At 68.9% G+C, this 25,701-nt stretch carries 19 protein-coding genes; 11 read left to right on the forward strand and 8 right to left on the reverse strand.

Annotation, left to right across the window (positions count from 1 at the left end; translation table 11 throughout):
- Positions 1-20: 20 nt before the first annotated feature.
- Positions 21-1,607: a malate synthase A gene (gene aceB / locus NJQ99_RS05895; RefSeq protein ID WP_269331859.1), complete on the reverse strand. Its 1,587-nt coding sequence runs from the start codon at positions 1,605-1,607 to the stop codon at positions 21-23.
- 116 nt (positions 1,608-1,723) lie between these two features.
- The gene (locus NJQ99_RS05900) at positions 1,724-2,461 is read right to left on the reverse strand and encodes a DUF1194 domain-containing protein (RefSeq protein ID WP_269331860.1); all 738 of its coding nucleotides are present in this window, start codon (positions 2,459-2,461) and stop codon (positions 1,724-1,726) included.
- A 152-nt stretch (positions 2,462-2,613) separates the two neighbouring features.
- Here NJQ99_RS05900 and NJQ99_RS05905 point away from each other — a divergent pair, with 152 nt between their 5' ends.
- The gene (locus NJQ99_RS05905; protein ID WP_269331861.1) at positions 2,614-4,245 is read left to right on the forward strand and encodes an acyl-CoA synthetase; all 1,632 of its coding nucleotides are present in this window, start codon (positions 2,614-2,616) and stop codon (positions 4,243-4,245) included.
- A gap of 21 nt (positions 4,246-4,266) precedes the next feature.
- On the opposite strand, the gene NJQ99_RS05910 is transcribed toward NJQ99_RS05905, so the two are convergent.
- Entirely contained in the window at positions 4,267-4,998 is a 732-nt protein-coding gene (locus NJQ99_RS05910) for an SIMPL domain-containing protein (protein WP_269331862.1), read from the reverse strand.
- Positions 4,999-5,135: 137 nt separating this feature from the next.
- Here NJQ99_RS05910 and NJQ99_RS05915 point away from each other — a divergent pair, with 137 nt between their 5' ends.
- The 4 genes from NJQ99_RS05915 (at position 5,136) to NJQ99_RS05930 (ending at position 13,407) form a co-directional block, all read left to right on the forward strand.
- A complete protein-coding gene (locus NJQ99_RS05915; protein ID WP_269331863.1) occupies positions 5,136-6,044 on the forward strand; it encodes a DMT family transporter in 909 nt (302 codons plus the stop codon).
- Positions 6,045-6,135: 91 nt separating this feature from the next.
- Positions 6,136-6,615, forward strand: coding sequence for a hypothetical protein (locus NJQ99_RS05920; RefSeq protein ID WP_269331864.1), 480 nt, complete (start codon positions 6,136-6,138; stop codon positions 6,613-6,615).
- Between the two features lie 304 nt (positions 6,616-6,919).
- The gene (locus NJQ99_RS05925) at positions 6,920-8,026 is read left to right on the forward strand and encodes a hypothetical protein (RefSeq protein WP_269331865.1); all 1,107 of its coding nucleotides are present in this window, start codon (positions 6,920-6,922) and stop codon (positions 8,024-8,026) included.
- A gap of 179 nt (positions 8,027-8,205) precedes the next feature.
- Positions 8,206-13,407: a hypothetical protein gene (locus tag NJQ99_RS05930; protein ID WP_269331866.1), complete on the forward strand. Its 5,202-nt coding sequence runs from the start codon at positions 8,206-8,208 to the stop codon at positions 13,405-13,407.
- A gap of 22 nt (positions 13,408-13,429) precedes the next feature.
- Here NJQ99_RS05930 and NJQ99_RS05935 read toward each other — a convergent pair whose 3' ends face one another.
- Positions 13,430-13,762, reverse strand: coding sequence for a hypothetical protein (locus tag NJQ99_RS05935; RefSeq protein WP_269331867.1), 333 nt, complete (start codon positions 13,760-13,762; stop codon positions 13,430-13,432).
- Positions 13,763-13,940: 178 nt separating this feature from the next.
- Here NJQ99_RS05935 and NJQ99_RS05940 point away from each other — a divergent pair, with 178 nt between their 5' ends.
- A complete protein-coding gene (locus NJQ99_RS05940) occupies positions 13,941-15,137 on the forward strand; it encodes a Bcr/CflA family multidrug efflux MFS transporter (RefSeq protein WP_269331868.1) in 1,197 nt (398 codons plus the stop codon).
- Positions 15,138-15,181: 44 nt separating this feature from the next.
- On the forward strand, positions 15,182-15,898 hold the full coding sequence (locus NJQ99_RS05945; protein ID WP_269331869.1) for a DUF3047 domain-containing protein: 717 nt from the start codon (positions 15,182-15,184) through the stop codon (positions 15,896-15,898).
- Positions 15,899-15,910: 12 nt separating this feature from the next.
- Here the strand turns inward: NJQ99_RS05945 and NJQ99_RS05950 are convergent, their stop codons facing one another.
- Both NJQ99_RS05950 and NJQ99_RS05955 read right to left on the reverse strand, forming a co-directional pair.
- On the reverse strand, positions 15,911-16,630 hold the full coding sequence (locus NJQ99_RS05950) for a YcbK family protein (protein WP_269331870.1): 720 nt from the start codon (positions 16,628-16,630) through the stop codon (positions 15,911-15,913).
- Positions 16,631-16,831: 201 nt separating this feature from the next.
- Entirely contained in the window at positions 16,832-18,634 is a 1,803-nt protein-coding gene (locus tag NJQ99_RS05955) for a L,D-transpeptidase family protein (RefSeq protein WP_269331871.1), read from the reverse strand.
- Between the two features lie 263 nt (positions 18,635-18,897).
- Here NJQ99_RS05955 and NJQ99_RS05960 point away from each other — a divergent pair, with 263 nt between their 5' ends.
- Together NJQ99_RS05960 and NJQ99_RS05965 are read left to right on the forward strand one after the other, a co-directional pair.
- Positions 18,898-20,523 (forward strand): peptide chain release factor 3, encoded by a 1,626-nt coding sequence (locus tag NJQ99_RS05960; protein ID WP_269331872.1) that lies wholly within the window; start codon positions 18,898-18,900, stop codon positions 20,521-20,523.
- A gap of 129 nt (positions 20,524-20,652) precedes the next feature.
- Complete coding sequence (locus NJQ99_RS05965; protein ID WP_269331873.1) at positions 20,653-21,993, forward strand: META domain-containing protein; 1,341 nt, start codon at positions 20,653-20,655, stop codon at positions 21,991-21,993.
- 8 nt (positions 21,994-22,001) lie between these two features.
- Here NJQ99_RS05965 and arfB read toward each other — a convergent pair whose 3' ends face one another.
- Complete coding sequence (gene arfB, locus NJQ99_RS05970) at positions 22,002-22,424, reverse strand: alternative ribosome rescue aminoacyl-tRNA hydrolase ArfB (protein WP_269331874.1); 423 nt, start codon at positions 22,422-22,424, stop codon at positions 22,002-22,004.
- 88 nt (positions 22,425-22,512) lie between these two features.
- Here arfB and NJQ99_RS05975 point away from each other — a divergent pair, with 88 nt between their 5' ends.
- Complete coding sequence (locus tag NJQ99_RS05975; protein ID WP_269331875.1) at positions 22,513-23,205, forward strand: cytochrome b/b6 domain-containing protein; 693 nt, start codon at positions 22,513-22,515, stop codon at positions 23,203-23,205.
- A gap of 15 nt (positions 23,206-23,220) precedes the next feature.
- On the opposite strand, the gene NJQ99_RS05980 is transcribed toward NJQ99_RS05975, so the two are convergent.
- Complete coding sequence (locus NJQ99_RS05980) at positions 23,221-23,676, reverse strand: c-type cytochrome (RefSeq protein WP_269331876.1); 456 nt, start codon at positions 23,674-23,676, stop codon at positions 23,221-23,223.
- Between the two features lie 170 nt (positions 23,677-23,846).
- On the opposite strand from NJQ99_RS05980, the gene NJQ99_RS05985 reads away from it, so the two are divergent.
- Complete coding sequence (locus NJQ99_RS05985; RefSeq protein WP_269331877.1) at positions 23,847-25,694, forward strand: ABC-F family ATP-binding cassette domain-containing protein; 1,848 nt, start codon at positions 23,847-23,849, stop codon at positions 25,692-25,694.
- Positions 25,695-25,701 lie beyond the last annotated feature (7 nt).

Here is a 25,701-nt window from a genome sequence, read left to right on the forward strand (position 1 = left end):
CTTCCCCGGCCGCGTTTCTCCTACATGCCCGCCTCGACGATGGCCTCGTAGGCCGGGGTCGTCAGGAAGGCCGGGAAGTCTTCCGCCACGCACATCTCGTGGAACAGCTCGATGGCGCGGTCGAACGCGCCGCCCGTGAAGCGCGAGGTTTCCTGCTTGTAGATCGTCTCGAAGAGCGAGGGCGAAAGCTCCACCCCGTCGTCGAAGCGCGCCTTGTGGCGAAGCTGCTGCCAGATCTGGGCGCGGCTGATCTCGGCCGTCGCCGCGTCCTCCATGAGGTTGTAGAGCGGCACGCAGCCAAGGCCCCGCAGCCATGCTTCGAGATATTGCAGGCCGACGCGGATGTTGGCGCGCAGTTCCGCTTCCGTCCGCGGCCCTTCCGGCAGCGCCAGCAGGTCGGCCGCACTCACCTCGACGTCGTGGCGCGGTTTCGCCGCAATCTGGTTGGCGCCGGGCATGATCTCGTCGAACACCGCCTTGGCGATGGGCACGAGCGCCGGATGCGCGACCCAGGTACCGTCGTGGCCGTCGGTCGCCTCGCGCGTCTTGTCGGCGCGCACCTTGTCCATCGCGGCCTTGTTCGCCGCCTCGTCGCCCTTGATCGGGATCTGCGCCGCCATGCCCCCCATCGCGTGCGCGCCGCGCCGATGGCAGGTCTTGATGCACAATTGAGAATAGGCGCGCATGAAGGGCTGCGTCATGCCAACCGCCGAGCGGTCCGGAAGCACGAACTCAGGTCTGTTCCGGAACTTCTTGATAAAGCTGAAAATATAGTCCCAGCGCCCGCAGTTCAGCCCGACGATGTGGTCGCGGAGTTCATAGAGGATCTCATCCATCTGGAAGGCCGCCGTGATCGTCTCGATCAGAACGGTGGACTTCACCGTACCCACCGGCAGGCCCAGATGCTCCTGCGCCATTGAGATCACGTCGTTCCACAGACGCGCCTCCAGGTAATGCTCCATCTTCGGCAGGTAGTAGTAAGGGCCGGAGTGCCCCTTCTTCAGCGCGGCGTGATTGTGGAAGAGATAGAGCGCGAAGTCGAAGATGGACCCTGAAACCCTTGATTTATCGACAAGAACATGCGCCTCGTCCAGGTGCCATCCGCGCGGACGGACCAGCAGGACGGCATGGTTCTCGTTGAGCTTGTAGGCCTTGCCCGTCACCTCGTCGGTGAAGTCGATCTCGCGCCGGTTGGCAGCGCGCAGGTTGATCTGGCCGCCGATCATGTTGTCCCAGGTCGGCGTCGACGCATCCTCGAAGTCCGCCATGAAGCACGACGCGCCGGAGTTGAGCGCGTTGATGACCATCTTGCGGTCGACGGGGCCGGTGATCTCGACCCGGCGGTCCTGCAGGTCCTCCGGAGTGCCGCGGATCGTCCAGTCGCCCTTCCGGATCTCCGCCGTCTCGGGCAGGAAATCGAGGCCCAGCCCGCGGTCGAGGTCGACCTGCCGGGCGGCGCGTTCGGCCAGCAACTCCTTGCGGGTGCCGTCGAAGGCGCGGTGCAACTTCGCCACCAGCTCCAGCGCCTCGCGCGTCAGGATGGTCTCGTAGCCGGGCTTGATCGGCCCCGTGATCTCCATGCCGTGCGGCAGGTCGAGCGTGCTCATGGACATGTCCTCCGTCCTGGGTCTTTAGGGCCGGTCGTGGCGGTGCCGGCGTTTCGCGGGAAAGAAGGAAACAGACCGGAGGCTTCTTTCCAAGAGCGAACGAATGCGAATGTTCTTCAACGCTGCGGAAACAATGCGGCCATGTCCCCGGCAGAGGTGGGAACGCCCGACAAGGCGGGCGCCCCGATCTCGCGCACCAGCTTCTCCACGATGGCGTTCGCAAAGTCCTCGTAATCGTTGGCAATCTCGGCAAATGCGCCGGGTCCGCCGATCACGTTGCCCCGATAGTAATAATAGAGGAAGCGGTCCTCGTTGAGGATCGGCAAACCGTTGATGCCGATGCCCTGCGCCACGATGGCATCGCGCACGCTGGCAACGTCGCCGCCCCGGTTCTCCCGCCCGTCGCCGGAAAGGTCGATCACCCGTCGTTGACCGTCGAAGCCGTTGCCCGCAAACAGGGCCGCCGCATGGGTCAGCGCCGCGGCAATCCCCGTCCCGCCGCCGATATACGCCCGCTCCAGCCCCGCAAGCCGGGCCGCCAGTGCCTCCGCATCCGCCTCCCCCCGCAAGTGCGTCCAGGCGATGGAGACGGTCTGCTCGCGGAAACCTGCCCATTGCGTCACCGCGATGGCGACGCCGCCCTCTCCCGCCCGGGCGATGGCCTGCTGCACGCGCGGATGGACAAAGGCGGCGGCGAGGCCGCGCGCCTGCAGGGCGAACTCCTCCGCGTTCACGCTCTCGGAGGTATCGAGCGCCAGCACGAGCTCCAGCGCGACCGGCGTCTCCGCACCCGCGGGCGCCACCCAGAGCCCGGCCGACACGCCAGCCGCGAGAAGACTGCGAAGGATACCCATGACGGAAACTCTAGGGCGCATGGGTGCCGCGGGCCAGATGGTGCGCGTGAGCCGTTGCCGTCGGCCCTCCGAATGGCTAGCTTTCGCGGGCGAGGGAGAACCGTCGCGCGCCCGCCGCGTGCCGCCGAACGAACAGCCCTGAGGGAGAGCAGATGACCACGTCCAGCCCGTACGACCTCGACCTGCCGAAGACGCCCGCGAACCATCAGCCGCTGACCCCGCTGAGCTTCCTCGACCGGTCCGCACGGGTCTTCCCGACGCACACGGCGGTGCTGCACGGCAACATGTCGATGACTTACGAGGAGTTCTACGTTCGCGCCCGCAAATTTGCGTCTGCGCTCACGAAAATCGGAATCGGCAAGGGCGACACGGTCACCGTGATGCTGCCGAATGTTCCCGCGATGCTGGAGGCGCACTACGGCGTGCCGATGACGGGCGCTGTGCTGCATTCCCTGAACACGCGCCTCGACGCGGACATCATCGCCTTCCAGCTCGACCATGCCGAGAGCAGGATCGTGATCGTCGACGGGGAGTTTTCGGAGGTGATGCGCGCCGCGCTCGCCAAGGCGAAGGTGCGGCCCATCGTGATCGACTACGACGATCCGGAGTTTCCGCAGGACGGATCCCGCATCGGCCAGCACGATTACGAGGAATTCATCGCAACCGGCGACGCCGACCACGAATGGGCGATGCCGGACGACGAGTGGGAGGCGATCAGCCTCAACTACACCTCCGGCACGACGGGCAATCCCAAGGGCGTCGTCTATCACCACCGCGGCGCGCACCTGATGGGCTATGCGAACGTGGCCGCTGCAGGGATCGGGCGGCATCCGGTCTATCTCTGGACCCTGCCGATGTTCCACTGCAACGGCTGGTGCTTCACCTGGACGATCGCGATGGTCGCGGGCACGCACGTGTGCCTGCGCCAGGTCCGCGCCGGCGCGATGTACGAGGCGATCGCGCGCCACGGCGTCACGCACCTGTGCGGCGCGCCCATCGTCATGTCGACGCTGCTCAACGCGCCCGACGAGGACAAGCAGCCACTTCCCCATCGCGTCCACTTCATCACCGCCGCCGCGCCGCCGCCGGAATCGGTGCTGGCGGGCATGAGCGACGCGGGCTTCGACGTGACCCACGTCTACGGCCTGACAGAAACCTACGGCCCTGCCGTCGCAAACGAGTGGAAGGCGGAATGGGACGCGCTGGAGCCCGACGCCCGCGCGACCCGCAAGGCGCGCCAGGGTGTGCGCTACACCGCGCTCGAAGGGCTGACCGTGATGGATCCCGAGACGATGGAGCCCGTGCCCGCCGACGGCGAGACGCTGGGCGAGGTCATGTTCCGCGGCAACATCGTGATGAAGGGGTATCTGAAGAACCGCAAGGCCACGGAGGAGGCATTCGCCGGCGGCTGGTTCCATTCGGGCGACCTGGGCGTCATGCACCCGGACGGCTACATCCAGCTCAAGGACCGATCGAAGGACATCATCATCTCGGGCGGGGAGAACATCTCCTCCATCGAGGTGGAGGACGCGATCTACAAGCACCCGGCCGTCGCCGCGGTGGCCGTGGTCGCCAAGCCGGACGAGAAGTGGGGCGAGACGCCCTGCGCCGTGATCGAGCTGAAGCCCGGCAAGTCCGCGACGCAGGAGGAAATCGTCGCCTGGTGCCGGGAGCGGCTCGCGCACTACAAGTGCCCGCGCCATGTGATCTTCGACGAATTGCCAAAGACTTCAACGGGCAAGATCCAGAAGTTCGCGCTGCGTGACAAGGTGAAGGGGGCGTAGGCCCCCTCTCTTCCGCCCCGCCTAGTCTTCCAGCTCCCACAGGACGCTGACGGATATGCCGAGCGTCTGCTCGCCGGGCGCGACGGGCGTGTCGGCGCGCATCGCCTCCGACGCCATGGCCATCGCGCGGTAGACGGGCTGCGGGCCGCCGCCGCGCGCCTCGTCGATCCGCAGCACCTTGCCCAGGCGCACGCCCGCGGCCTTCGCATAGATCTCCGCCTTGCGGCGCGCGTCCGCCACGGCCTCGGCGCGGGCGGTGTCGAGCAGCCTGTCCGCCTCCGACACGCTGAAGCTTATGCCGTGGATCGTGTTCGCGCCCGCCTCGACGGTCGCGTCGAGCACCTTGCCCACGCGGTCCATCTCGGTCACGCGGACCTGCACCATGTTGGAGGCGCGGAAGCCCACCAGGCGCGGCGGGCCGTTCCGCCCCTGCTGGTGCGGGTAGTCGTAGACCGGCTGCAGCGAGAGGCCCGTAGTGCCGATCTTCTCGCGCGCGACGCCCGCGGCGGTCAGCGCCTCGAACACCGCCGACATGCGGCGCGCATTCTCCGCCATGGCCGCCGCTGCCGTCTTGCCCTCCGCATCGACCCCAAGCGTCACGTCGGCGCGATCGGGCACGGCCGTGACCTCCGCCCGCCCCGTGATGGCGATCCGGCGGTCGTCGTCGTCTGCCAGCGCGGGCTGGACCGCCCCGAGGGTCAACAGCCCGAGGGCAAGCCCTGCGGCGAAGTGTCGGAACTGCATGACGGACATGGTCGGAACCTCCTTGCGACGGATACGGAACTGCGGGCAGTGTGACCGGCGCGTCCGGTTCTGTCACATCCCCCTTTGCAGGTGGCCGACGCTGACCGGCGGCAAGGGCGGCTTGCGGGCGAGGAGATGGCGGGAGCATGGCAGACACGGCCAACACGGCCAGTTCGGGCAGGCGCGACGGCATACTCGTCGCCCTGAGCCCCATTGTCTTCGTGCTCCTGTGGTCGACGGGTTTCATCGGCGCGCGCTATGCGATGCCCCATGCGGAGCCGATGACCTTCCTCACGCTGCGTTTCGTGCTGGGGGCGGCGCTGCTTGCGGCCTTCACGCTGGCGACGGGGGGCGGGTTCAGGCTCGGCCTGCGCGACATCGGGCACCTGGCCGTCGCGGGCATCCTGATGCAGGCGACCTACCTCGGCGGCGTGTTCGCGGCCATCGCGCATGGGCTGGAGGCGGGAACCTCGGCCCTCATCGTCGGCGTGCAACCGATCCTCACGGCCGCGCTGGCCGGCCCCCTGCTGGGCGAGCGGGTGCGGCCGATGCAATGGCTGGGCCTGGCGCTGGGCCTTGCCGGCGTGACCATGGTCGTGGGCGAGAAGCTGGGCGCAGGGCTCGGCACACCGCTCGCGGTCGGGCTCAACGTGCTGTCGTTGCTCGGCATCGCCATCGGCACCATCTACCAGAAGCGGTTCTGCCAGGACCTGCCGATGCGCGCCGGGATCGTCGTGCAGTTCGCGGCGGCCGCCCTGGCATGCGGGGCACTTGCCCTCGTCTTCGAGACCGGACGGATCGAATGGACGGGAGAACTGGTCTTCGCGCTCCTGTGGCTCACGCTCGTGCTGTCGCTGGGCGCCGTCAGCCTGCTCTATGTCCTGATCCGGCGCGGGGCTGCGTCGAACGTGGCCAGCCTCTTCTTCCTCGTGCCGCCCAGCACCGCGGCGATCGCCTGGCTCCTGTTCGCAGAGCGGATGCCGCCGCTTGCGCTTGCCGGGATGGGCGTCGCCGTGACCGGCGTGCTGGTCGTGACCCTCTCCCGGCGCGGCTGATCTCCTTTTGCGCGAGCCGTTAGCCCTCCATTAACGCTGTGAGGCGATCTTGGCCCACATGCAATCGTGCACATCCCGCGGAGGACTACCCATGCGCCGACTGTTGCCCGTCATCGGCATTCTCGCCAGCCTGGCCGCTGCGCCGGCCTTTGCCAACCGGATCGAAGTTCAGAACATTCCCGAAAAGGAAGTCGTCACCACCAACGCGCAGGGCGAGAAGGTCGTCACCCGCGTGCCGGCGACGCGGGTCGTGCCGGGTGAGGAAGTGATCTACACGATCCGCTACAAGAACGCCGGCGACAAGGCAGCCGAGAACATCGTCGTCACCAGCGCGGTGCCCGAGCAGATGACCTACCGCGACGGTACCGCGGAAGGTGCCGGCGCGACGGTGCTGTTCTCCGTCGACGACGGCCGCACCTTCGGGCCATGGAACACGCTGTTCGTCAAGGGCCCGGACGGCAAGGACCGCCAGGCCACCGCGGAGGATTACACCCACATCCGGTTCATCCTGACCACGCCGGTTCCGGCGGAGACGGCAGGCGCGGTTAGCTACCGGGCCGTATTGAACTAGACAGACCGCTGGTCCGGCGCCGCACGCGGCCTGCCCGGCGACATCGCTGGCCACCTGGATCTCAAGGGGCGCGACCGGTTTTCCGGCCGCGCCCCTTGCTTTTGTCCAGGCATGCCCGGCCAAGGCGTGCGGGCAGCCACCGGTCCGCGTGGCGCCTATACAACCTGACACATGTATGCACCTTTGAGTTGCAATTTTAGCCAAAAATAGCGCGTCCTTGAAACGAATCCCACGGAAGTAACGCTCTGTTTAAACTGCTCCCATACACCTGTGTGTCCCTGGAGGGCACTTAGAGGTGTGGAACATGTGCGAGTTGAGTTTTTCGGCCTTCTCCAAGGTCGCGTGCCGTGGGGCCCTTGCGGGCGGTCTCGGCATGGCGGGCATCCTGCTCGCCGCGTCTCCTGCGCTGGCTATCGGAACCGAAGCGGGCACAACCGTTTCGAACACGGTGTCGGTCGCCTACAACGTCGGCGGTGTCGCCCAGACGGCAGCCAACGACACGGCTGAGTTCGTCGTCGACCGGAAGATCGACGTTACCGTCGCGACCGCCGGCACCAACCAGGTGATCCCCGGCCAGACCGCGGAGGTCCTGGCCTACACGATCACCAACACCGGCAACGGCGAGCAAGGCTACGACATCGACGTCGCAGTCGCCGGCGGGGGCACGGCGATCGGCCTGACGCTCGGTGCAGGCGCAAGCCCGGCATCGGGCGAGTACGTCGTCTACGTCGACGCCAACGACAACGGCGTCTTCGATCCGGGCACCGACACGCAGTATGCGCCTTCGTCGGGCTCGACCACGCTGGCCTTCAACCTCGGCCACGCCACCAACACGACGAACTACGCGGCGTCGACGACCGTGTTCATCGTCGCGAACATCCCCGCCTCGGCAGCTGACGGCGCGATCGACACCTTCACGGTTTCGGCCACGACGCTCGACGTCGGGACGACCACGGTGACGACGGAGAGCGCCACGAACGACCTCGCCACCGAGGAAACCGTGTTCGCCGACGGCGCCGGCACGGCGGATGCGGCCACCGACGGTGTCCACTCCAACGAGGGCGTCTTCGAGGTGGTGACCGCCACGCTCGTCGTCTCCAAGACGATGCAGGTGATCAGCGAAAGCCCCTCGAACTGCGTGACCGACGCCGTCGTGGCGAGCCAGTACGCCCTGCCGGGCGCCTGCATCGAGTACACGATCACGGTGACGAACAACGGCACCGCGAACGCCGAGAACGTGGCCCTGACCGACGTGCTTCCCACGGAAGTGACGTTCTCGGGCTTCCACAGCTCGACCTCGACGTTCGACACCGGCCCGTCGGAAGCTGCCGGGACCGTCTCTGCGACGGCGAACAGCATCGCGTCGGGCGGCGGCAGCGTCCAATTGGTGATCCGGGCGCTGATCAACTGACGCCAGGCGCACTCCTGACCAACTGAAACAGGGGTGCGGGGAGGCAAGCCTTCCCGCACCCGCCTTGCGATGCAGCCCTTGCGGTGCACGGCGCGGCAAAGACCGCCGTGTGCGCCAACGGGAGAGGCATGCCCTGAGAGCCGCTTCGGCGGCACCACGCAGCGAGGCGCGATTTCCAAATGAAGCTTGCGGGCAACATCGGTGCGCTGATGGCGCGTGCCGCCCGGGCCATGGCCCGGGATTTCGCCTCGCGCGCGCCTGCGGGCACGCACGCGAAGGCGCCCGCACGCGCATGCCCCGCGCGGGCCCGCTTGTCCCGCCTGCTTCCGGTCCTGGCCTGCATCCTGCCGATCGCCCTGCCGGCCTGGACGGCCGCCGCGCCGGCGCTGCCGGGAACACGGGTCGAGAACACCGCCCGGGTGGACTTCGCGATCCGGGGCGAGGCGCAGAGCCAGGCCTCCAACACCGTCACCTTCACGGTGGTGCCGCCGCGCGCAGCGGCACGGATGACGCTGATGCGGCACAATCCGGCTGGCACGCCGGTCACCCTCGTGAACAGCAGCTACGCGACGGCGTTCGGGGGGACCGCTCCGACGGCGCCGTCCGTTCCGCTCGCAGGCGCCCCGGCCCTTCCCGCCACGCTCCCGCTGACGCCGACGAACGCGCTGTTCTCCGGCGACCTGCTCTTCATCCTCGTCGAGGACCCGAGCCGCAACCTCGATCCGGCCGGCACCGACACGGTACGCGTTGCGCTGAACGCGCGCGGCAGCGGTGACACCGAAACGCTGGAGCTTTACGAGACCGGCCCCGGAACCGGCGTCTTCGCGGGCTGGATCCCGGTTGCCGACGATCCCCTTGGCACCGGTTTCGACGGCACGCTCTCGAGCCCTCCGCACGGCACGGTCTCGGCAACCTACATCGATCCCTTCGACACGGCAGACATGGTCGAGGCTCTGGTGCTGGTCGATCCGTTCGGCCGGGTCTTCGACAGCGCCACGGGCCAGCTTCTGGACGGCGTGACGGTCCGCCTCGTCGACGCGATCACGGGCGCACCTGCCGCCGTGTTCGGCCAGGATGGCGTCTCGGCCTACCCCTCGACGGTCGTCACCGGCAGCGGCGCGACGGATGCGGGTGGCCAAACCTATGTATTCCCGCCGGGCGAGTACCTGTTCCCGCTGGTCGCGCCGGGCACCTACCGGCTCGAGGTCACGCCGGGTCCAGACCATGTGGGCCCCTCGACGGTGCCCGCCCCAGCACTTCAGCTTCTGCCCGGGGCACCCTACCAGATCGTTCCCGGATCGCGTGGCGATCCCTTCTCCATCGTGGCCGGCCCGGCACTCGAGATCGATATCCCCCTCGACCCCCGCCGCGCCCTCGTCCTCGCCAAGTCCGCTAGTGCCGAGGCCGCCGATGCGGGGGACTTCCTGTCCTACACCCTGCGGCTCACCAACAGCGACGCCGCGGACGCGGTGAATGTCGAGATCGCCGACACGCTTCCCTTCGGGCTTCGCTACCAGCACGGCTCGCTCGCGATCAACGGCACCCGGACCGGCAACCCGGCGATCGGGCCGGACGGACGCACGCTGACCGTCTCGCTGGCGCTGCTGCCTGCGGGCAACACGGTCGAGATCAGCTATGTGGCCGAGGTGACGGGCGCGGCACGCCCGGGAATGGCCATCAACCGGGCGACTGCGGCAGCCGACGCCGGGTTCCGCTCGAACGTCGCGACGGCGGCCGTGCGGATCCGCGACGACCTGTTCCGCTCGCAGGCCATCATCGCCGGGCGCGTCATGATCGATGCCTGCACGCCCGGCGATGCATGGCCGCGCGAGGTCGTGGCGACAGAAGGTCTCGGCGGGGTGCGGCTCTATCTCGAGGACGGCCGCCACGTCACGACCGACCGCGATGGCCTCTACCACCTGGAGAACGTCGGCCCCGGCACCCACGTCCTCCAACTGGATACTGCAAGCCTCCCGGATGGATATGAAGTCGTTTTTTGCGAGGAAAATTCGCGCTTTGCGGGCACACCCTACAGTCAGTTCATAGATGCGGCGGGCGGCAGTGTGTGGCGCGCGAACTTCCATGTCCGCCGCACGGCGCGCACGCCTCCGTCCGGGGCCGACAGCCGTCTGGCCGCGCTGATGGCCAAGACGGGGGCGGCGGCGCCCACCGCATCCGGCGCTGCACCCGCCGCCGCGCCGGCAAGGTCCGCAGGCGCGAAGTTGCATCCTGCACTGCGTCCGGACTGGATCGAGGGGCAGCCGGCAACGCCGGAATGGGTCTATCCCCCGGATGGCGAGACGCCGGCCATCCCCTCCCTCGACCTCGGCATCCGGCATGCCGCCGGCGACAAGGTGGCACTCACGCTCAACGGCACGCCTGTGCCGCGGCTGAATTTCGTCGAAACCGTCCGTGCCCGGTCGAGCACTGCGGCCATCAGCCATTGGCGGGGTATCGACCTCGTCGAGGGCAGGAACACAGTCATCGCTGTCGTCACCGGGCCTGACGGCACGGAGAAGATACGTATCGAGCGCCAGGTTCACTATGTGACTAAAGCCGCGCAAGCCCATGTCCTGATTGATCAATCCACGCTTGCAGCGGATGGCAGGACGGCGCCGGAACTGGTCGTCCGGATCACCGACCGTGCCGGGCGGCCGGTTCATGCCGGGCGGCTGATCGAGGTGGCGGTACTGCCGCCCTTCGCCATGCAGCGCGACGACGATCCGCTTGCCCGCATCCCGCGCGCCCCGGCGCAAGGGGCCAGCGCGGCCCGCGTGGCCGTGGGGACCGACGGGCTCGCGCGTATCCGGCTGCAGCCGACGCTCGCGACGGGCGAGGCCACGGTTCGCCTGACGCTGGACGGCGGCCAGAAGGATCTGAAGGCGTGGATCCGCCCGCAGGCCCGCGACTGGATCGTCGTCGGCCTCGCCGAAGGCACCCTCGCCCACACCACGGTGCGCGGGAACATGACCTCGCTCGCCGCGCTGGGCGGCCGCCAGGGCATGTCCGCGGACGGGCGGATCGCCTTCTTTGCCAAGGGCATGATCAAGGGCGAATGGCTGCTGACCGTCGCGCTCGACTCAGACAAGCCCCGGCGCAAGGCGGAGCGCGCGCTGTTCGGAGAGATCGACCCGAACGCCTATTACACCGTCTATGGCGACGCCTCGGAGGAAGGCGCCGAGGCGGAGAGCAGTTATCCGTTGTTCCTCAAGCTCGAGCGTGAGCAGTTCTACGCCCTGTTCGGCGACTACGACACCGGACTGGGCGCGACGGAACTCGCCAGATTCGAGCGGCGGCTTTCCGGCCTGAAGACAGCGTATGAGGACGAGAACGTCTCGCTCGTCCTGTTCGGGGCCGAGACCCGCCAGCGGTTCCTCAAGGACGAGATCCGCGCGAACGGAACCTGGGGTCCGTTCCGCCTCTCGGAGCGGCCGATCGTGCGCAACAGCGAGAGCGTGACCGTGGAGACCCGCGACCGGTTCCGCGCCGACACCGTGGTCGCGCGGCAGACGCTCACGCGCCACATCGACTATGACATCGACTATGACACGGGCGAGATACGCCTGCGCCGGCCCGTCCCGGCAACGGACGTCCAGTTCAATCCCAACATCATTATTGCGTCCTACGAATCGGATGGGACTGGAAAAAGCGGTCTTGTGTATGGCGGACGCGCAGCCGTCCGGCTGCTCGACGGATGGATCGAGGTCGGTGCGAGCTACCTGCACGAGGATGCCACCGCCAATGGCGCGGGACGCACCAGCGACCTGGGCGGAATCGACGTGACGGTGAACCTGGCGGAGGGCACGCAGCTGCGCGCCGAGGCCGCACGCTCCCGCGCGACGGGAGGCGGCCCCGCCAGCAACGGCGCTGCCTACCTGGCGGAAATCGCGCACGTGGATGCCGACGTCGCAGCACGCGCGTATGCCCGGCAGGAAGATGCGGGCTTCGGCCTGGGCCAGCAGACGGCCGCGACGGGCGGCAAGCGGCGTGTCGGGGCCGAGGCGAGCTATATCCTCGCCCGGCGCACCGATGCCGAGGACACGGTCCTTCCCGGCGTGACGCGGATCGAGAGCCAGGCCTATCGCGAGGAAGACCTGGCCACGGGCGCATCGCGCGGCGTCGTCGAGGCGACGCTGGCGCAGACCGGGCAGGGTTATGCGCTGAGCCTCGGGCTGCGCAGCCTGGCGGAAGGGCTGGCGGGGGGCCTGGACCGGCGCACGACCCAGTTGCTCGCGTCGGGCGAGATCGCCCTGTTCGAGCGGCAGCTGACCTTGCGCGCCGCCCATGAGCAGACGGTCGCAGGCGACGAGAGCGGCGACTTCCCGACCCGCACCCTGATCGGCGCGGACTGGCGCATCGCGCCAGGTGTCGTGCTCAGCGCCTCGCAGGAGATCCGGTTCGGGGCCGAGTTCGAAACGCTCAACACCAGTCTCGGCCTGACCGCCGAGCCCTGGGAGGGAGGGCGCATCTTCCTCGGCGGCGACCGGGCGTTCGGCGGCGCAGGCACCCGGCTGGGCGCACGGGCCGGGCTCGGCCAGACGATCGCGCTGGACGAGAACTGGTCGCTGTCGGGCGGCCTCGAACGCCAGCAGATCCTCGAGCGCAGCGGCGATGCCTTCGCCCTGCTCGACTTCGCACCCGACCAGCCGGCGGAGAGCTTCACCGTTGCGCACGCCGGGGTGTCCTTCCGCAACGATGACTGGACCATGTCGACCCGCGTCGAAGTGCGCGACGGGGAGCGGGAGCGGACCTATGGGCTTTCCGGCGCGATCGTCGGCGAGGTGAGCGAGGCGCTGACCGTCTCGGGCCTCGTCAACGCCACCTATGCGGACCGTGCGGGCGCGCCGGACACGACGCGCACGGACCTGCGCCTAGGCCTTGCGTACCGGCCGCTCGACGAAGGACCGATCCTGCTCGACCGCCTCGACCTCGTGCACGAGAAGGACGCAGCCGGCATCCGCCAGTTCAAGGTGGTGAACAATGCCGCGCTCAACCTCCGCCTCGGGCGGCGCCTGGAGGCAGCGCTGAGCCACGGTGCGAAATATGTCGAGACGGACGTCCTGGGAGCGACCTATTCGGGCTTCACGCATTATGCGGGCGGCGAGGTGCGCTTCGACCTGACGCGCCGTATCGATCTCGGGGCACAGGCGGCTGCGCTACACAGTGTCAACGCCGACACGGTCGACTATTCGGCCGGCGTGTCCGTGGGCGTGCAGGTTTTCGACAATGCGTGGGTGAGCCTCGGCTACAACGTGCTCGGCTTCCGCGACGAGGATTTCGCCGGCGCCGAGACGCGCGCCGAAGGGCCCTATGTCCGCTTCCGGCTGAAGCTGGACCAGCACAGCCTTGGGGGGCTGCTCGACAGATTCCTGGGGGAGTGAGGCACAGGCCGATGCCGGCGCTTCAGACGGCTGCGGGGCCCGCCACGACCTTCAGCGCGATGGTCGAGAAGCCGCCGAACAGCATCAGGCTGAGAGCGGCGGCGACGAGATAGGCGGACAGGTCCGCCTCCTGCTGCGGCGTCTCCGCCCCGAGATCCTCCTCGAGGAAAAGCGCGGTCAGCGTGCCCACGAACGTCGCCGTCATGGCGCTGGCAGCGAAGACGCTCGTCACGCCGAGCAGGAAGACGAGCAGCACGGGCACGCCCGGCGGGAGCAGCGGCAACGCCGTCACCAGCCAGCCCATGAAGCCGGCCATCGCCAAAGTTGCGGTGCGGTCCATCCGTACGCTCGGCATCGCGCCTTCCTCCCTCGCCGGGCAGGCTTCCGGGTTCGTGATCCGCGCAGTATCGGTCCCGCGGGTTAATGCTCTCTTTGCCATCCCGCCATCATGGCGCCCGCATTGGAGAAAAGGTTTGGCTTCCGCGCCCGCATGGGATGTATTTCAAAATCACGATCTCTGCTCGCGGGTCTTCATGCCGCCTACCCTCGCCTTCGCCCTCTGCCTTCTCGCGACGCTCGGGCCGTTGTCGGTGGACATGTACCTGCCCGGCCTTCCGGAGATCGGGCGAAACCTCGGCGCGGACGAAGGCGCGGTGCAGTTGACGCTCAGCGCCTATTTCATCGGCTTTTGCCTCAGCATGCTCGTCTACGGGCCGGTCTCGGACCGGACGGGCCGCAAGCCGGTGGTTCTCGCCGGGCTCGCGATCTTCACGGTGGCCGGGGCCTATTGTGCGTTCGCCGCGGATATCGGGCTGCTGACCGCTGGCCGCTTCCTGCAGGCTGTGGGCGGAGGGGCTGGCGCGGTCATCGCGCGCGCGATCATCCGCGACGTCAGCACCGGGGATCGGGCGGCGTCCACCATGTCGATGCTGATGGCGTCGGTTGCGCTTGCTGCCATTCTCGCACCCGTGATCGGGGGGTTCGTGATCGAGTTCGCCGGTTGGCGCAGCGTTTTCCTGATCCTCGCTGCCTGCGGTGCGGCGGCATTTCTCACGGTGCTCGCCCTCGTGCCGGAAACCCTGCCCCGCGAGCGGCGCCTGTCGGGCGGGATTGGCCGGGTGATCCGCGGATATGGCGACATCCTCCGGGACCGGCAGGTGATGACCTTCATCTGCGCCGGCGGCGCCGCCTATGGCGGGCTTTTCGCCTATATCTCCGGGTCCCCCTACATCTTCATCGAGCTTTTCGGCTTTGCGCCCCGCGACTACGGCCTGCTGTTCGCGGCGAACGCGATCGGCATCGGCATCTGCTCCATCCTCAACCAGCGCCTCGTTTGGACCGTCGGCTACCGGCGGCTGCTGACCGTCGGCTGCGGGATCATGGCGGCGTCGGGCCTGGTGCTTCTGGCAACCGCCACGCTCGAGATCGGGGGCGTCCTCGGCATCGCCCTGCCGATCGCCGTGTTCGTCTCCATGATGGGCGTCGTCGGGTCGGACGCCGTGGCGGGGGCGCTCGATCAGCATGCGGCGCGCGCCGGGGCGACGTCGGCTCTCTACGGCGCGATCCAGTTCGGCCTGGGTGCGGTCGGCGGCACGCTTGTGGGCCAATTCTACGACGGAACGCCCGTCCCGCTTGCGGCGGTGATGTGTGCGGCGGGTCTGCTGGCGCTTCTGGCAGAGCGCGCCGCCCCGCACGTCCGGCTCGCGGTGCCTCCGGCGGCCGGCGTGTGAGCCCCGCACTCCCCGGCGGCGGATCCCGCCACCATATTCCCCGCATGAAGCGGACCCTGTGTGCCATTCTTGCCGCAAGCTTCCTCCTCGGTGCGCCACGCCCCGGGGCAGCCGAGGGTGTCCGCTGGTGTGCCCCGGTCGCCCCCGATCTCGCCGCAGCGGGGTGGGAAACCCTGACCTTCGACGGCAAGCGGCCGAACCGCTTTGCGGGCACCCCCGAAGGCACGCTGGAGGTCGCGGGCGACGGCACGGTTTCCTTCCTCTTCGCGCCCGTCCCGGCGGATGCCGGAGCGAACGCGCAGGTTCTGCGCTGGTCCTGGAGGGCCGAAGCTGCCGCGCCGCCGACGGATCTCGCCGCAAAGGGCGGAGACGACCGCACGCTGGCGCTCTATGTGGCGTTTGCCTGGGACCCGGGTGCGGCCACGTTCGGCGAGATGCTGCGCCGCCCGCTGGTCGAGATGCTGCAAGGGCCCGACGCGCCCGGCCGCATCCTCGCCTACACCTGGGGCGGGACGCAGCCGCGCGGTGCGCGCTTCGAAAGTCCCTATGCGGCGGGCTCGTCGGAGGTCGTCGTGCTGCGGACGGCCAGCGCCGAAACGGGTAGATGGCACAGCGAAGAGGTCGCCCCGCAGGCAGACTACGTGCGTGCCTTCGGCGGCAGCGCGCCGCCCGTGACGCAGATAGCTGTCGTCTCCGACAGCGACGATACCGGCAGCGAGGTGCGCGCGGCCGTCAAGGACGTCTGCCTGGGACCCGGCTGAGCTGCACGCCGGTCAGCCGCGCCAGGTGCGCACCGGTCCGACGTCGAGATGCACGAAATCGGAGCGCGGGTAAAAACCGACGCCGCCTCGCTCCATCGCCAGCGCGGCCTTGCGAACCATCGCCGTGCTCCGCCCCGGAAGACGCAGGTCGGACGCGAGCCCGCGCATGTGCAGGCTGTTCTTCGCCACCTTGCGCGACTTGCTGCGCAGCATGCTGTTGGTTTGCGGCGAGCGGTAGCCGCCGAGCACGGCATACGCCTCTCGCGTGTCGAGAAGCTTGCGCAGGTCGTGCAGCAGGTCCACAAGCTCCGGCGCCATCGGGACCGCCTCGTCCGTGCGGAAATCCCGCATCAGGTGGCTGACGGCGTCGAGCCCCTCGTCGATGTATTGCCCCTCGGCCCAATAGACCGTGTTGACGGATTCGCCCGTGTGCAGATGACGCAGCGCGATGCGCTTTTCGCCGGTGCCACGTACGATGCGCGGCGCATCTGGAAGCGCCGGCTTGGCGCGCGGCACCGTGCTCTCGCCCGAACGCAGGACGGTCGTCGTCCATGCCGCGGATGCAGGCGTCGCGCCCAGCGCGCCGAGCCCTGCCAATCCTGCCAGGATGCCGCGCCGCGAGAAGGTTCGCGCAGAAACGGTCAGGCCGTCCGCGGAATGGGACGGCGTTTGAATGTCGGTGTGATGATGATGGGTGATGTGCTGATGTTCGGAATCACATGCCCCGCACATGCGGTTTCCCCTGCCTGTTTCGCCGATCCTGCCAGCCTGTGAACGGGTTTCCCGTCCGTCCACGACCCCTCGTCGCGGAAGGCTAGCGATACATGCAGGAAATTCAAGCCGCGATTTGGTTAAGACGGGGTGAGGAGAGAGGGTTAATCTCCCCGGCCCCGCCACTTCCATTGCGGGCCGCGGCCGAGAGCCCCGTGCCTGCTAGTCGAAGCGGCGCGCGAGTGCGTCGATCAGGCGCGCGTCGCGGCTGTAGATATCCTCCCGGAAGGCAAGCTGACCATCCCCGGCCACCCAGGCCGTACGGTAGACGAGCGAAACCGGCACCGCGCGCGTCAGCCCGACCGTGCGTGTCATGTCCTCTGCGAACAGGGTGTCGATCTCCTCCGGCGCAAGGCGGTCGCCGAGCAGCCAGTAGGCGAGCTCCCGCGGCTTGGCCACGCGCACGCAGCCGGAGCTGAAGGTGCGTTTCGGCTTCCAGAACAGGTTCTTCGTCGGCGTGTCGTGCAGGTAGACCGCGAACCTGTTGGGGAACATGAATTTCACCGAGCCCAGGGAATTCGCCGGCCCGGGCGCCTGCTCCAGACGGTAGCGGAAATTGCCCAGACGCACGCGCGACCAGTCGATCGCCTGCGGATCGACGACCGGCGCATCCGGCGCCCAACCGTCATAGACCGTGATGCCCTTCTTCGCGATATAGAGCGGGTCGCGGACCATCGCCGGCGCGATGTCCTTCACGGCGATGGACGTCGGCACCGTCCACGTCGGGTGGAATTCCAGATAACGGATCCGGTCGTGAAAGAGCGGGGTCGCACGCTCTTCCCGTCCGACGATCACGTCCATCTCCAGCACCGCCGCCCCGTTCTCGAAGGCGGCGAGGTGATAGGCCGGTACGTTCACGAGAATCTGGCGGGGATGCTGATCCTCCGGCTGCCAGCGCTCCCGCTCGAGATTTGCGACGACCTGCGCGATGCGTGCGTCCCGCCCGACATTGAGCGCGGCAACGGTGCGCGGGCCCACCACGCCATCGACGCCGAGGCCGTGACGCGACTGGAAGCGGCGCACGCTCTCCTCCAGGGCGGGATCATAGCTCAGCAGTGCGGCCGCCTCCCGCTCGCGCATGGCGGCGTCCGGCTGGGGTGCGTCTGCCGCCGGGGCCGCCTGTTCGGCATAGGCGACCTGGAGGCGCGGCCCGGCCAGAGGCATGTCGGCGGCATGGTCGCCGAGCCAGATCAACCGCTCGCGGATCGCCGGGATCCGCGCATCCACATCGCCCGGATGCAGGGACGGCCCCTCCGGCACGGCGGGCGGCTCCTGCTGCGGAAGCGCGCGGACGAGCGCCAGCGCGTGGACGAGATTGCGGTAGGCGGGTGTCTGCGGCGGCAGATCCGCGAGCCCCCGCGCCGGCGCGTCCGCCACCCGCGCCATCAGTGCCGGCAGGTCGATCGTCTTCGGCGCGATCTGGGCGTCTTCGTCGTTGCGGTGTTCAGGGACGACGCCCGTGCGCACATCCCGCGCGTAAGCCATGAGCGCGCGGGCCACCACAAGTTCGGCAAGCATCTGCCGGTCGGCGCCCATGCCGCTGTCGCTGGCGATATCCTCCGGCAGAGCATAGGCGGAGGGGGCAAGCCCCTGGCGGTCGGCGGCGGCCAACGTGCGCGCGATCGCCAGCCCGGCCGGGGACAGGCCATAGGGCGTGGTCCACGCGGGCCGGAACTGCCGCGCGGCATAGAAAGCGCGCAGGTCGGAGAGCACAGCACGCTCGGCGCCCGCACCGGCGCGTGTCAGTTCGCCCGCAAGGCGTGCCGCGACGGGATCGGATTCGCCGGCTTGCGCCTCTCCGCTGGTGGACGGCGGCGTTTCCGCCGCCGCCGCATAGCCCGCGATGAGAAGTGGGGCCAATGCCACCAGCACGAGCAGCGCGCTGCGCACGAAGCGCCACGCAATGCTTTCGCCTGCTGCAACGCGGGGCGAACGTTCCTGCCCCATGACATCCGATGCCGACATACCTACATGCTCCCGTCTGAACGCCGGTCGTCCGCCTGTCCCGCTGCGGAACATGGCGACCGGCGGCAGACACCCGCAAAGCAAGCCGCGCGCCAAGGCGATTCCCGCCCGTTTGACGGCAGTTTGCCACAAGGCCCGCCCGCCGCGCAGCCGGGGGAGGTACCGGATGCGGCGAGGTGTGATGCTTCTGCCACTGCACATCCCGGGGAAAGCCGCGCGCCGGGGCTACCGTTCCACGTTTGCCTGAGTTACAAGCCCGCACCATGACTGCACCGCTGACAACACTAAGCCCGGAAGAAGAATCCGCCCTGCCGCCAGAGGTGCGCCGCAGGCGGACCTTCGCGATCATCTCGCATCCGGACGCCGGCAAGACAACGCTGACGGAAAAGCTGCTGCTCTACGGCGGCGCGATCCAGCTTGCGGGCGACGTGCGTGCGCGCGGCGAGCGCCGCCGCGCCACCTCGGACTGGATGAAGATCGAACAGGAACGCGGCATCTCCGTGACCGCGTCGGCGATGGCCTTCGACTATGAGGGTCACATGATAAACCTGCTCGACACACCGGGCCACGAGGACTTCTCGGAGGACACCTATCGCACGCTGACCGCCGTCGACAGCGCGGTCATGGTGATCGACGCCGCCAAGGGGATCGAGCCGCAGACGCTGAAGCTGTTCGAGGTCTGCCGCCTGCGCGACGTGCCGATCATCACCTTCGTCAACAAGATGGACCGCGAGGCGCGCGACCCGTTCGAGATCATCGACGAGATCCAGGAGACGCTGGCGCTCGACGTCACACCCGCGTCCTGGCCCATCGGCATGGGGCGCGAGTTCCTCGGCGCCTACGACATCCTCAACAAGCGCGTGATCCTGATGGACCGCGCCGGCCGGCACGAACGGCAGGAGGGCATCCAGGTGTCCGGCCTCGACGACCCGAAGCTCGCGGACCTGATCCCTCCGGACAAGCTCGCCACTCTGAAGGAACAGATCGAGATGGCGGAGGGGCTGCTGCCCCCCTTCGACATGACCGCCTACCGCGAGGGGCACCTGACGCCGATCTATTTCGGCTCGGCGCTCTGGAGCTTCGGCGTGAAGGAACTGCTCGACGGCCTCGTGCGCTTCGCCCCGCCGCCGCGCCCGCAGCCAACCGCGACGCGCGCGGTCAACCCGGGCGAGGACAAGGTCACCGGCTTCGTCTTCAAGATCCAGGCGAACATGGACCCCAAGCACCGCGACCGCGTCGCCTTCGTGCGGCTGGCGAGCGGGCACTTCAGGCGGGGCATGAAGCTTCTGCACGTGCGCGCGGGCAAGCCGATCGCGGTATCGAGCCCGATGCTCTTCCTCGCCCAGGACCGCGCGACCGCGGACGAGGCGTGGGCAGGCGACATCATCGGCATCCCGAACCACGGAACGCTCAGGATCGGCGACACGCTGACCGAGGGGGAACAGCTTCAGGCCGTCGGCATCCCCTCCTTCGCGCCGGAGGTGATGCAGGTCGTGCGCGCCGACGACCCGCTGAAGGCCAAGCACCTGCAGAAGGCGCTCACACAGTTCGCAGAGGAGGGCGCGGCCTCCGTATTCAAGACGGAGATCGGCGGCACCTTCGTCGTGGGCGTCGTGGGCATGCTGCAGTTCGACGTTCTGCGCGAGCGTATCCGGCAGGAGTACGACATTCCCGTGCGGTTCGAGCCCGCGCCCTATACCGCCGCGCGCTGGATCGACGGCGAAGACCCGAAGCACGTCGAGGAGTTCAAGGCCCGCCACAAGGGCAACCTCGCGGCCGACCACGCCGGGGCGCCGGTGTTCCTCGCCCGATCGAGCTGGGACCTGACGAAGGTCGAGCGGGACTGGCCCGACATCCGTTTGCAGAAGACGCGCGACCACACCGGCTGACGCCGGCCCGCCCGGCTTCTACCCGGACGCCTGCGGCAGGAAATTATCCCCGCGGGCGACGGAACCGGTATGCTGTGCGCGTGTTACGGGAACACCCCGGTGAGGCACCGCGCGAAAGGGAGACCGCCCATGCAACCGATCGCCGCCATCCGTTCCGCGACCGTGCCGGTCGCCGCCGCGCTGCTGGCGCTGCTGCTGGCCGCCTGCGTTCCGACCGCGCGCCCCGGCACGCCTTTGCCCCAGCCGCAGCCGCGCGGTTTCGTGATCGAGGGTGAGCTTGGCTACCGGGAGCGTATCGCCCTTCCGCCGGGCGTGACGGCGCTCGTCACGCTGACGGAGGAGCGCACCGGCCGCGTTGTCGCGGAACGGCGCTGGCGTCCAGGCCGGCAGGTTCCCCTGCCCTTCGCGCTGGAGATCGACCCGGCACGTCTCGACCGCGATGCCTTCTACGTGCTCGAAGGCGGCATCCTCGAGAACGGAGGCGCGATCTGGATCACCGACGAGATCCCGGTGGAGTTCGGCCGCGCAGCCACCCGCGGGCGCATCGACGTCGGCACGCTGATGATGGAGCGCCCGCTTCCCGGCGGCTTCGCGAGCCTGATGCGCTGCGGCGCGGACGAGGTGCGCATCGCCTCGGGCCGCGACCGGCTTCTGATGACGCACCGCAACCGCACGTACGAGATGGTGCGTGTGCGCAGCGGCTCGGGCGCGCGCTACGAGGCCGTGAACGATCCCTCCACGACCTATTGGAGCAAGGGCGAGCGCGCGACCGTTGCCATCCGCGGGCGCACCCTGCCCGAATGCACGATCGTCCGCGACGACGCACAAGCCTCCGTGAGCGGCCCCGCGCTGCCCTTCCGCGCACAAGGCAACGAGCCGGGGTGGACGCTCGACATCACCCGGCGCGGCATGACCTATTCAGGCGACTACGGCCAGACGCGCGTCTCGACCCCGCTGCCGGAGCCTGTGCGGATTCGCGGCGGCGTGCGCTACACCGCGCGGACGGAGGCGGGCACCCTCTCCGTCAGCATCCTGGAGCGCGCCTGCAACGACAGCATGAGCGGCATGCCCCACCCCTACTTCGTGCGCGTCGCAGTGAACGGCCGCTGGCACGACGGCTGCGGAGGACGCCCGATGGACCTTCTGACCGGCGACTGGATCGTGACCGAGCTTGCCGGGCGCGGCGTGTCGGCGAGTGCGCAGGGCACCATCAGCTTCGGCACGGACGGCCGCGTCTCGGGCCGCGCCTTCTGCAACCGCTACAATGGCAACTACCGCCTGACGGGCGAGACGCTGACCTTCTCCCGCCTCGCGGCGACGAAGATGGCCTGCCCGCCCGCGCAGATGGATCTCGAATCCCGCTTCTTCGGCCTACTGGGAGAGGTGCGCCGCTTCGGCATCGCCAGCAATGGCGCGCTGGTCCTGCATACCGACGGCGGCGGGCGCATCGTGGCGCGCCGCGCGGACTGAAGCCTGCGTCAGCCGCCGTCGCCGGGCGGTTTTCCGCGCAGGCTCTTCACCGCGCCGCGCTTCTTCTTCGTTTCGATGCGGCGGCGCTTGGAGCCGAGCGTCGGCCGCGTCGGCACCCGCCGCTTGGGTCGTTCCAGCGCGCGCAGGATCAGGGCCTTGAGGCGTTCGCGCGCGGCTTCCCGGTTGCGGGGCTGGTCGCGGTGCTCCTTCGCCTGGATGACGATCACCCCCTCCTTCGTCGCCTTCTGACCCGCGAGCCGCAGCAGCCGGGGCACCGCCCAGTGCGGCAGTCCCGTGTCGGCGCGCACGTCGAAGCGCAGTTCGACCGCGCTCGCGACCTTGTTCACGTTCTGCCCGCCGGGCCCGTCGGCGCGCACGAAACGCTCCTCGAGCGCCGCCTCGTCGATCACGATCTCGTCATTGATACGCATGGCCTCGTCCCGCGCGGGAAGTGTCCGTTTTCAAGCCTCGCGCGCGACACTACCATCCCGGCAGGATCCGCGTCAGGGAGTGAAGGGCATGAGCGCAGATACCGAATCCCCCTCCGGCACCGGCCCGCGCCGCGTGGTGGCGTGGGACCTGCCGACGCGGCTTTTCCACTGGGCGCTCGTCGCCTGCATCGCCGTTTCCTGGTTCTCGATCGAGACGGACCGCACCGACCTTCACGTCCAGGCGGGCTATGTGGCGCTGGGCCTGATCGTCTTCCGGATCATCTGGGGCATCGTCGGCAGCCGCACGGCCCGCTTCGCCGACTTCGTACGCTGGCCGGGGGCGGCACTTGCCTATCTGCGCGACACGTTCGCCGGACGGGCGCGGCGCAGCCTGGGACACAACCCGGCGGGCGGCTGGTCGGTCGTCCTGCTGCTGGGGCTGGTGGGCGCGCAGGCCACGCTCGGCCTGTTCGCGAACGACGACATCTTCACTGAGGGACCGCTGGCAAAGTACGTCTCGGGCGCGACCTCCGACCTTGCGACCGAGATCCACGAGACCCTGTTCAACGTGCTGCTCGCCTTCATCGCGCTGCACGTTATCGTGGTGATCGCCTACAGGCTGAAGGGCGAGAACCTGATCGCGCCCATGGTCACGGGCCGCAAGTCGTGGGACCCGCAAAAGGACGGCGAGGCACGTCAGCGCCTCGCCCCCCTGTGGCTCGCGGCCGCGGCGGCAGGATGCGCCGCGGCCCTTGTCTGGTATGTCGTGACGCAGCTCTAGGAGCGAAGGCCGCCCCTACTTCGTCCGGTAGTCGTCGTGGCACGCCTTGCAGGTACCGCCGAGCGCCTTGAGCTGCTCGCCCCCGGCATTGCCCGCCTCTGCCGCCGACGCGAGGTTGCGGGCCGCGACGACGAGGTTTTCCATCTTGCCCTCGAAACCCGCCCAGTCGGTCCAGATCGCCTCCGTCGCGGTTGTCTTCTCCGCGCCCTGGCCGTGCGTGTTCTGGCGGAACGCCTCGAGCGCCGTCATCGCCGACATGTAGAGCGCGGGCGCATGCTTCTTCAGGTCTTCCGCCGTGCCGGCCTTGCCGGTGATGATCGCGGCGGACGCCTTGGTGTGGCCGCCGATCGCCTGCATCACGGCCTTGCGGTACTTGATCGCCTCGTCCGGCTCGGCCTCGGCGAGTGCGACACCCCCCGCAAACGGCACGAGCATCGCACCGGCAATCGCAAGTTTTGTCCACATGCGCATGGATGGCTCTCCCTTTCCCCTGTCAGGCGGCCGGATTCGGACCGCACCCGATGAAAACGCTAGCAGCACCAATCCATTCCCGCCGGTTCACATTTCCGTGAGGTGAGACGCAGCGCCCGCAGCCGACAGCGCTTGAGTTGCGTCGCGCGCGGGGCTACATCCGGCGGATCATGGCACCACCCCTTCTCCAGCTTCGCGGCCTCGGTCTCAGTTTCGGCGGCAAGCCGCTGCTCGACGGCGCCGACCTTTCGGTCGAGCCGGGCGCGCGCATCGGCCTCGTCGGGCGCAACGGGTCGGGAAAGTCGACGCTGCTGAAGATCGCAGCGGGCCTCGTCGACGCGGACGCGGGCGAGGTGTTCCGCGACCCCAAGGCGACGATCCGCTATCTGCCGCAGGAGCCGGACCTCAAGGGCTACCCGACCGTCATCGCCTATGTCACCTCCGCGCTGGGCCCGGTGGACGATCCCTCGCGTCCCGCGATGCTGCTGGAGGCGCTGGGCGTCGACGGCAACGCCGACCCGAAGACACTGTCGGGGGGCGAGGCGCGCCGCGCCGCGCTGGCCCACGTCCTTGCGCCCGATCCTGACGTGCTGCTACTGGACGAGCCGACGAACCACCTCGACCTCCCCGCCATCGAATGGCTGGAAGGGGAGCTTGCGCGCGCCCGCGCGGCCATCGTCCTCATCAGCCACGACCGCCGCTTTCTGGAGCGTCTGACGAGGGCGACCGTCTGGCTCGACCGCGGGCAGACCCGGCGCATGGAGCAGGGCTTCGCGGGGTTCGAGGACTGGCGCGACCAGGTGCTGGCGGAGGAGGAGCGGTCCGCCCACAAGCTCGACCGCAAGATCGCCATGGAGGAGGACTGGGTCCGCTACGGCGTCACCGCGCGGCGCAAGCGCAACATGCGCCGGATGCGGGAGTTGCAGGACATGCGCACCGCCCGGCGCGAGATGCGGCGCGCGCAAGGCACCGTCGCCTTCTCGACCGCGGATGCCGAAACCTCCGGCAAGCTGGTGATCGAGGCCGAGGGCATCTCGAAAAGCTGGCCGGGCGTCGACGGCGCGCCCCTCGCCGTCGTGCGCGACCTCAGCCTGCGCGTGATGCGCGGCGACCGGCTGGGCATCGTCGGCCCGAACGGCGCGGGCAAGACGACGCTGCTGAACCTTCTGACCGGCGCGCTCGCCCCCGACGAGGGCAAGGTGAAGCTCGGCACGAAGCTGGAGATCGTGACCCTCGACCAGCGGCGCGAGAGCCTTGCGCCCGACACGACGCTCGCCGACGCGCTGACCGGCGGGCGCGGCGACCAAGTGGCGGTCGGCGGCGAGATGCGGCACGTCACGGGCTATCTCAAGGACTTCCTGTTCCAGCCGAACCAGGCGCGCCAGCCCGTGAAGTCGCTGTCGGGCGGAGAGCGCGGGCGGCTGATGCTGGCGCGCGCGCTGGCGCGCCCGGCGAACCTTCTGGTGCTGGACGAACCGACGAACGACCTCGACCTCGAGACGCTGGACCTGCTGCAGGACCTGCTGGCCGAGCATCCGGCGACCGTGCTGCTGGTCAGCCACGACCGGGATTTCCTCGACCGCGTGGCGACGTCCGTGCTGATGGCGGAGGGGAACGGGCGCTGGGTCGAATATGCAGGCGGCTATTCCGACATGGTGGCGCAGCGCGGCGCGGGCGTGACGGCGAAGGCCGCTCCCCGGGACTCAGGGCGCGAGACTGGGCGCGACACCGCCGCCCGGGCCGAGCAGGCGGCGGAGCGTCCCCGCGAGAAGCCGCGCACGGCGAAGCTCAGCTTCAAGCAGAAGCACGCGCTGGAAACGCTTCCCCGCCGAATCGAGGCGTTGCAGGCGGAAATCGCGGCCCTTCAGACGGCGCTGGCCGACCCCGCCCTCTTCACCCGCGACCCGGACGGCTTCGCGGCGAAGTCGAAACGGCTGGAGGCCGCCCAGACCGACCTCGACGCCGCCGAAACCGAGTGGCTGGAACTGGAACTCCTCCGCGAGGAGATCGGGGGGTAGGGTCCAG

This window comes from Futiania mangrovi (assembly GCF_024158125.1).
Taxonomy (GTDB): domain Bacteria; phylum Pseudomonadota; class Alphaproteobacteria; order Futianiales; family Futianiaceae; genus Futiania; species Futiania mangrovi.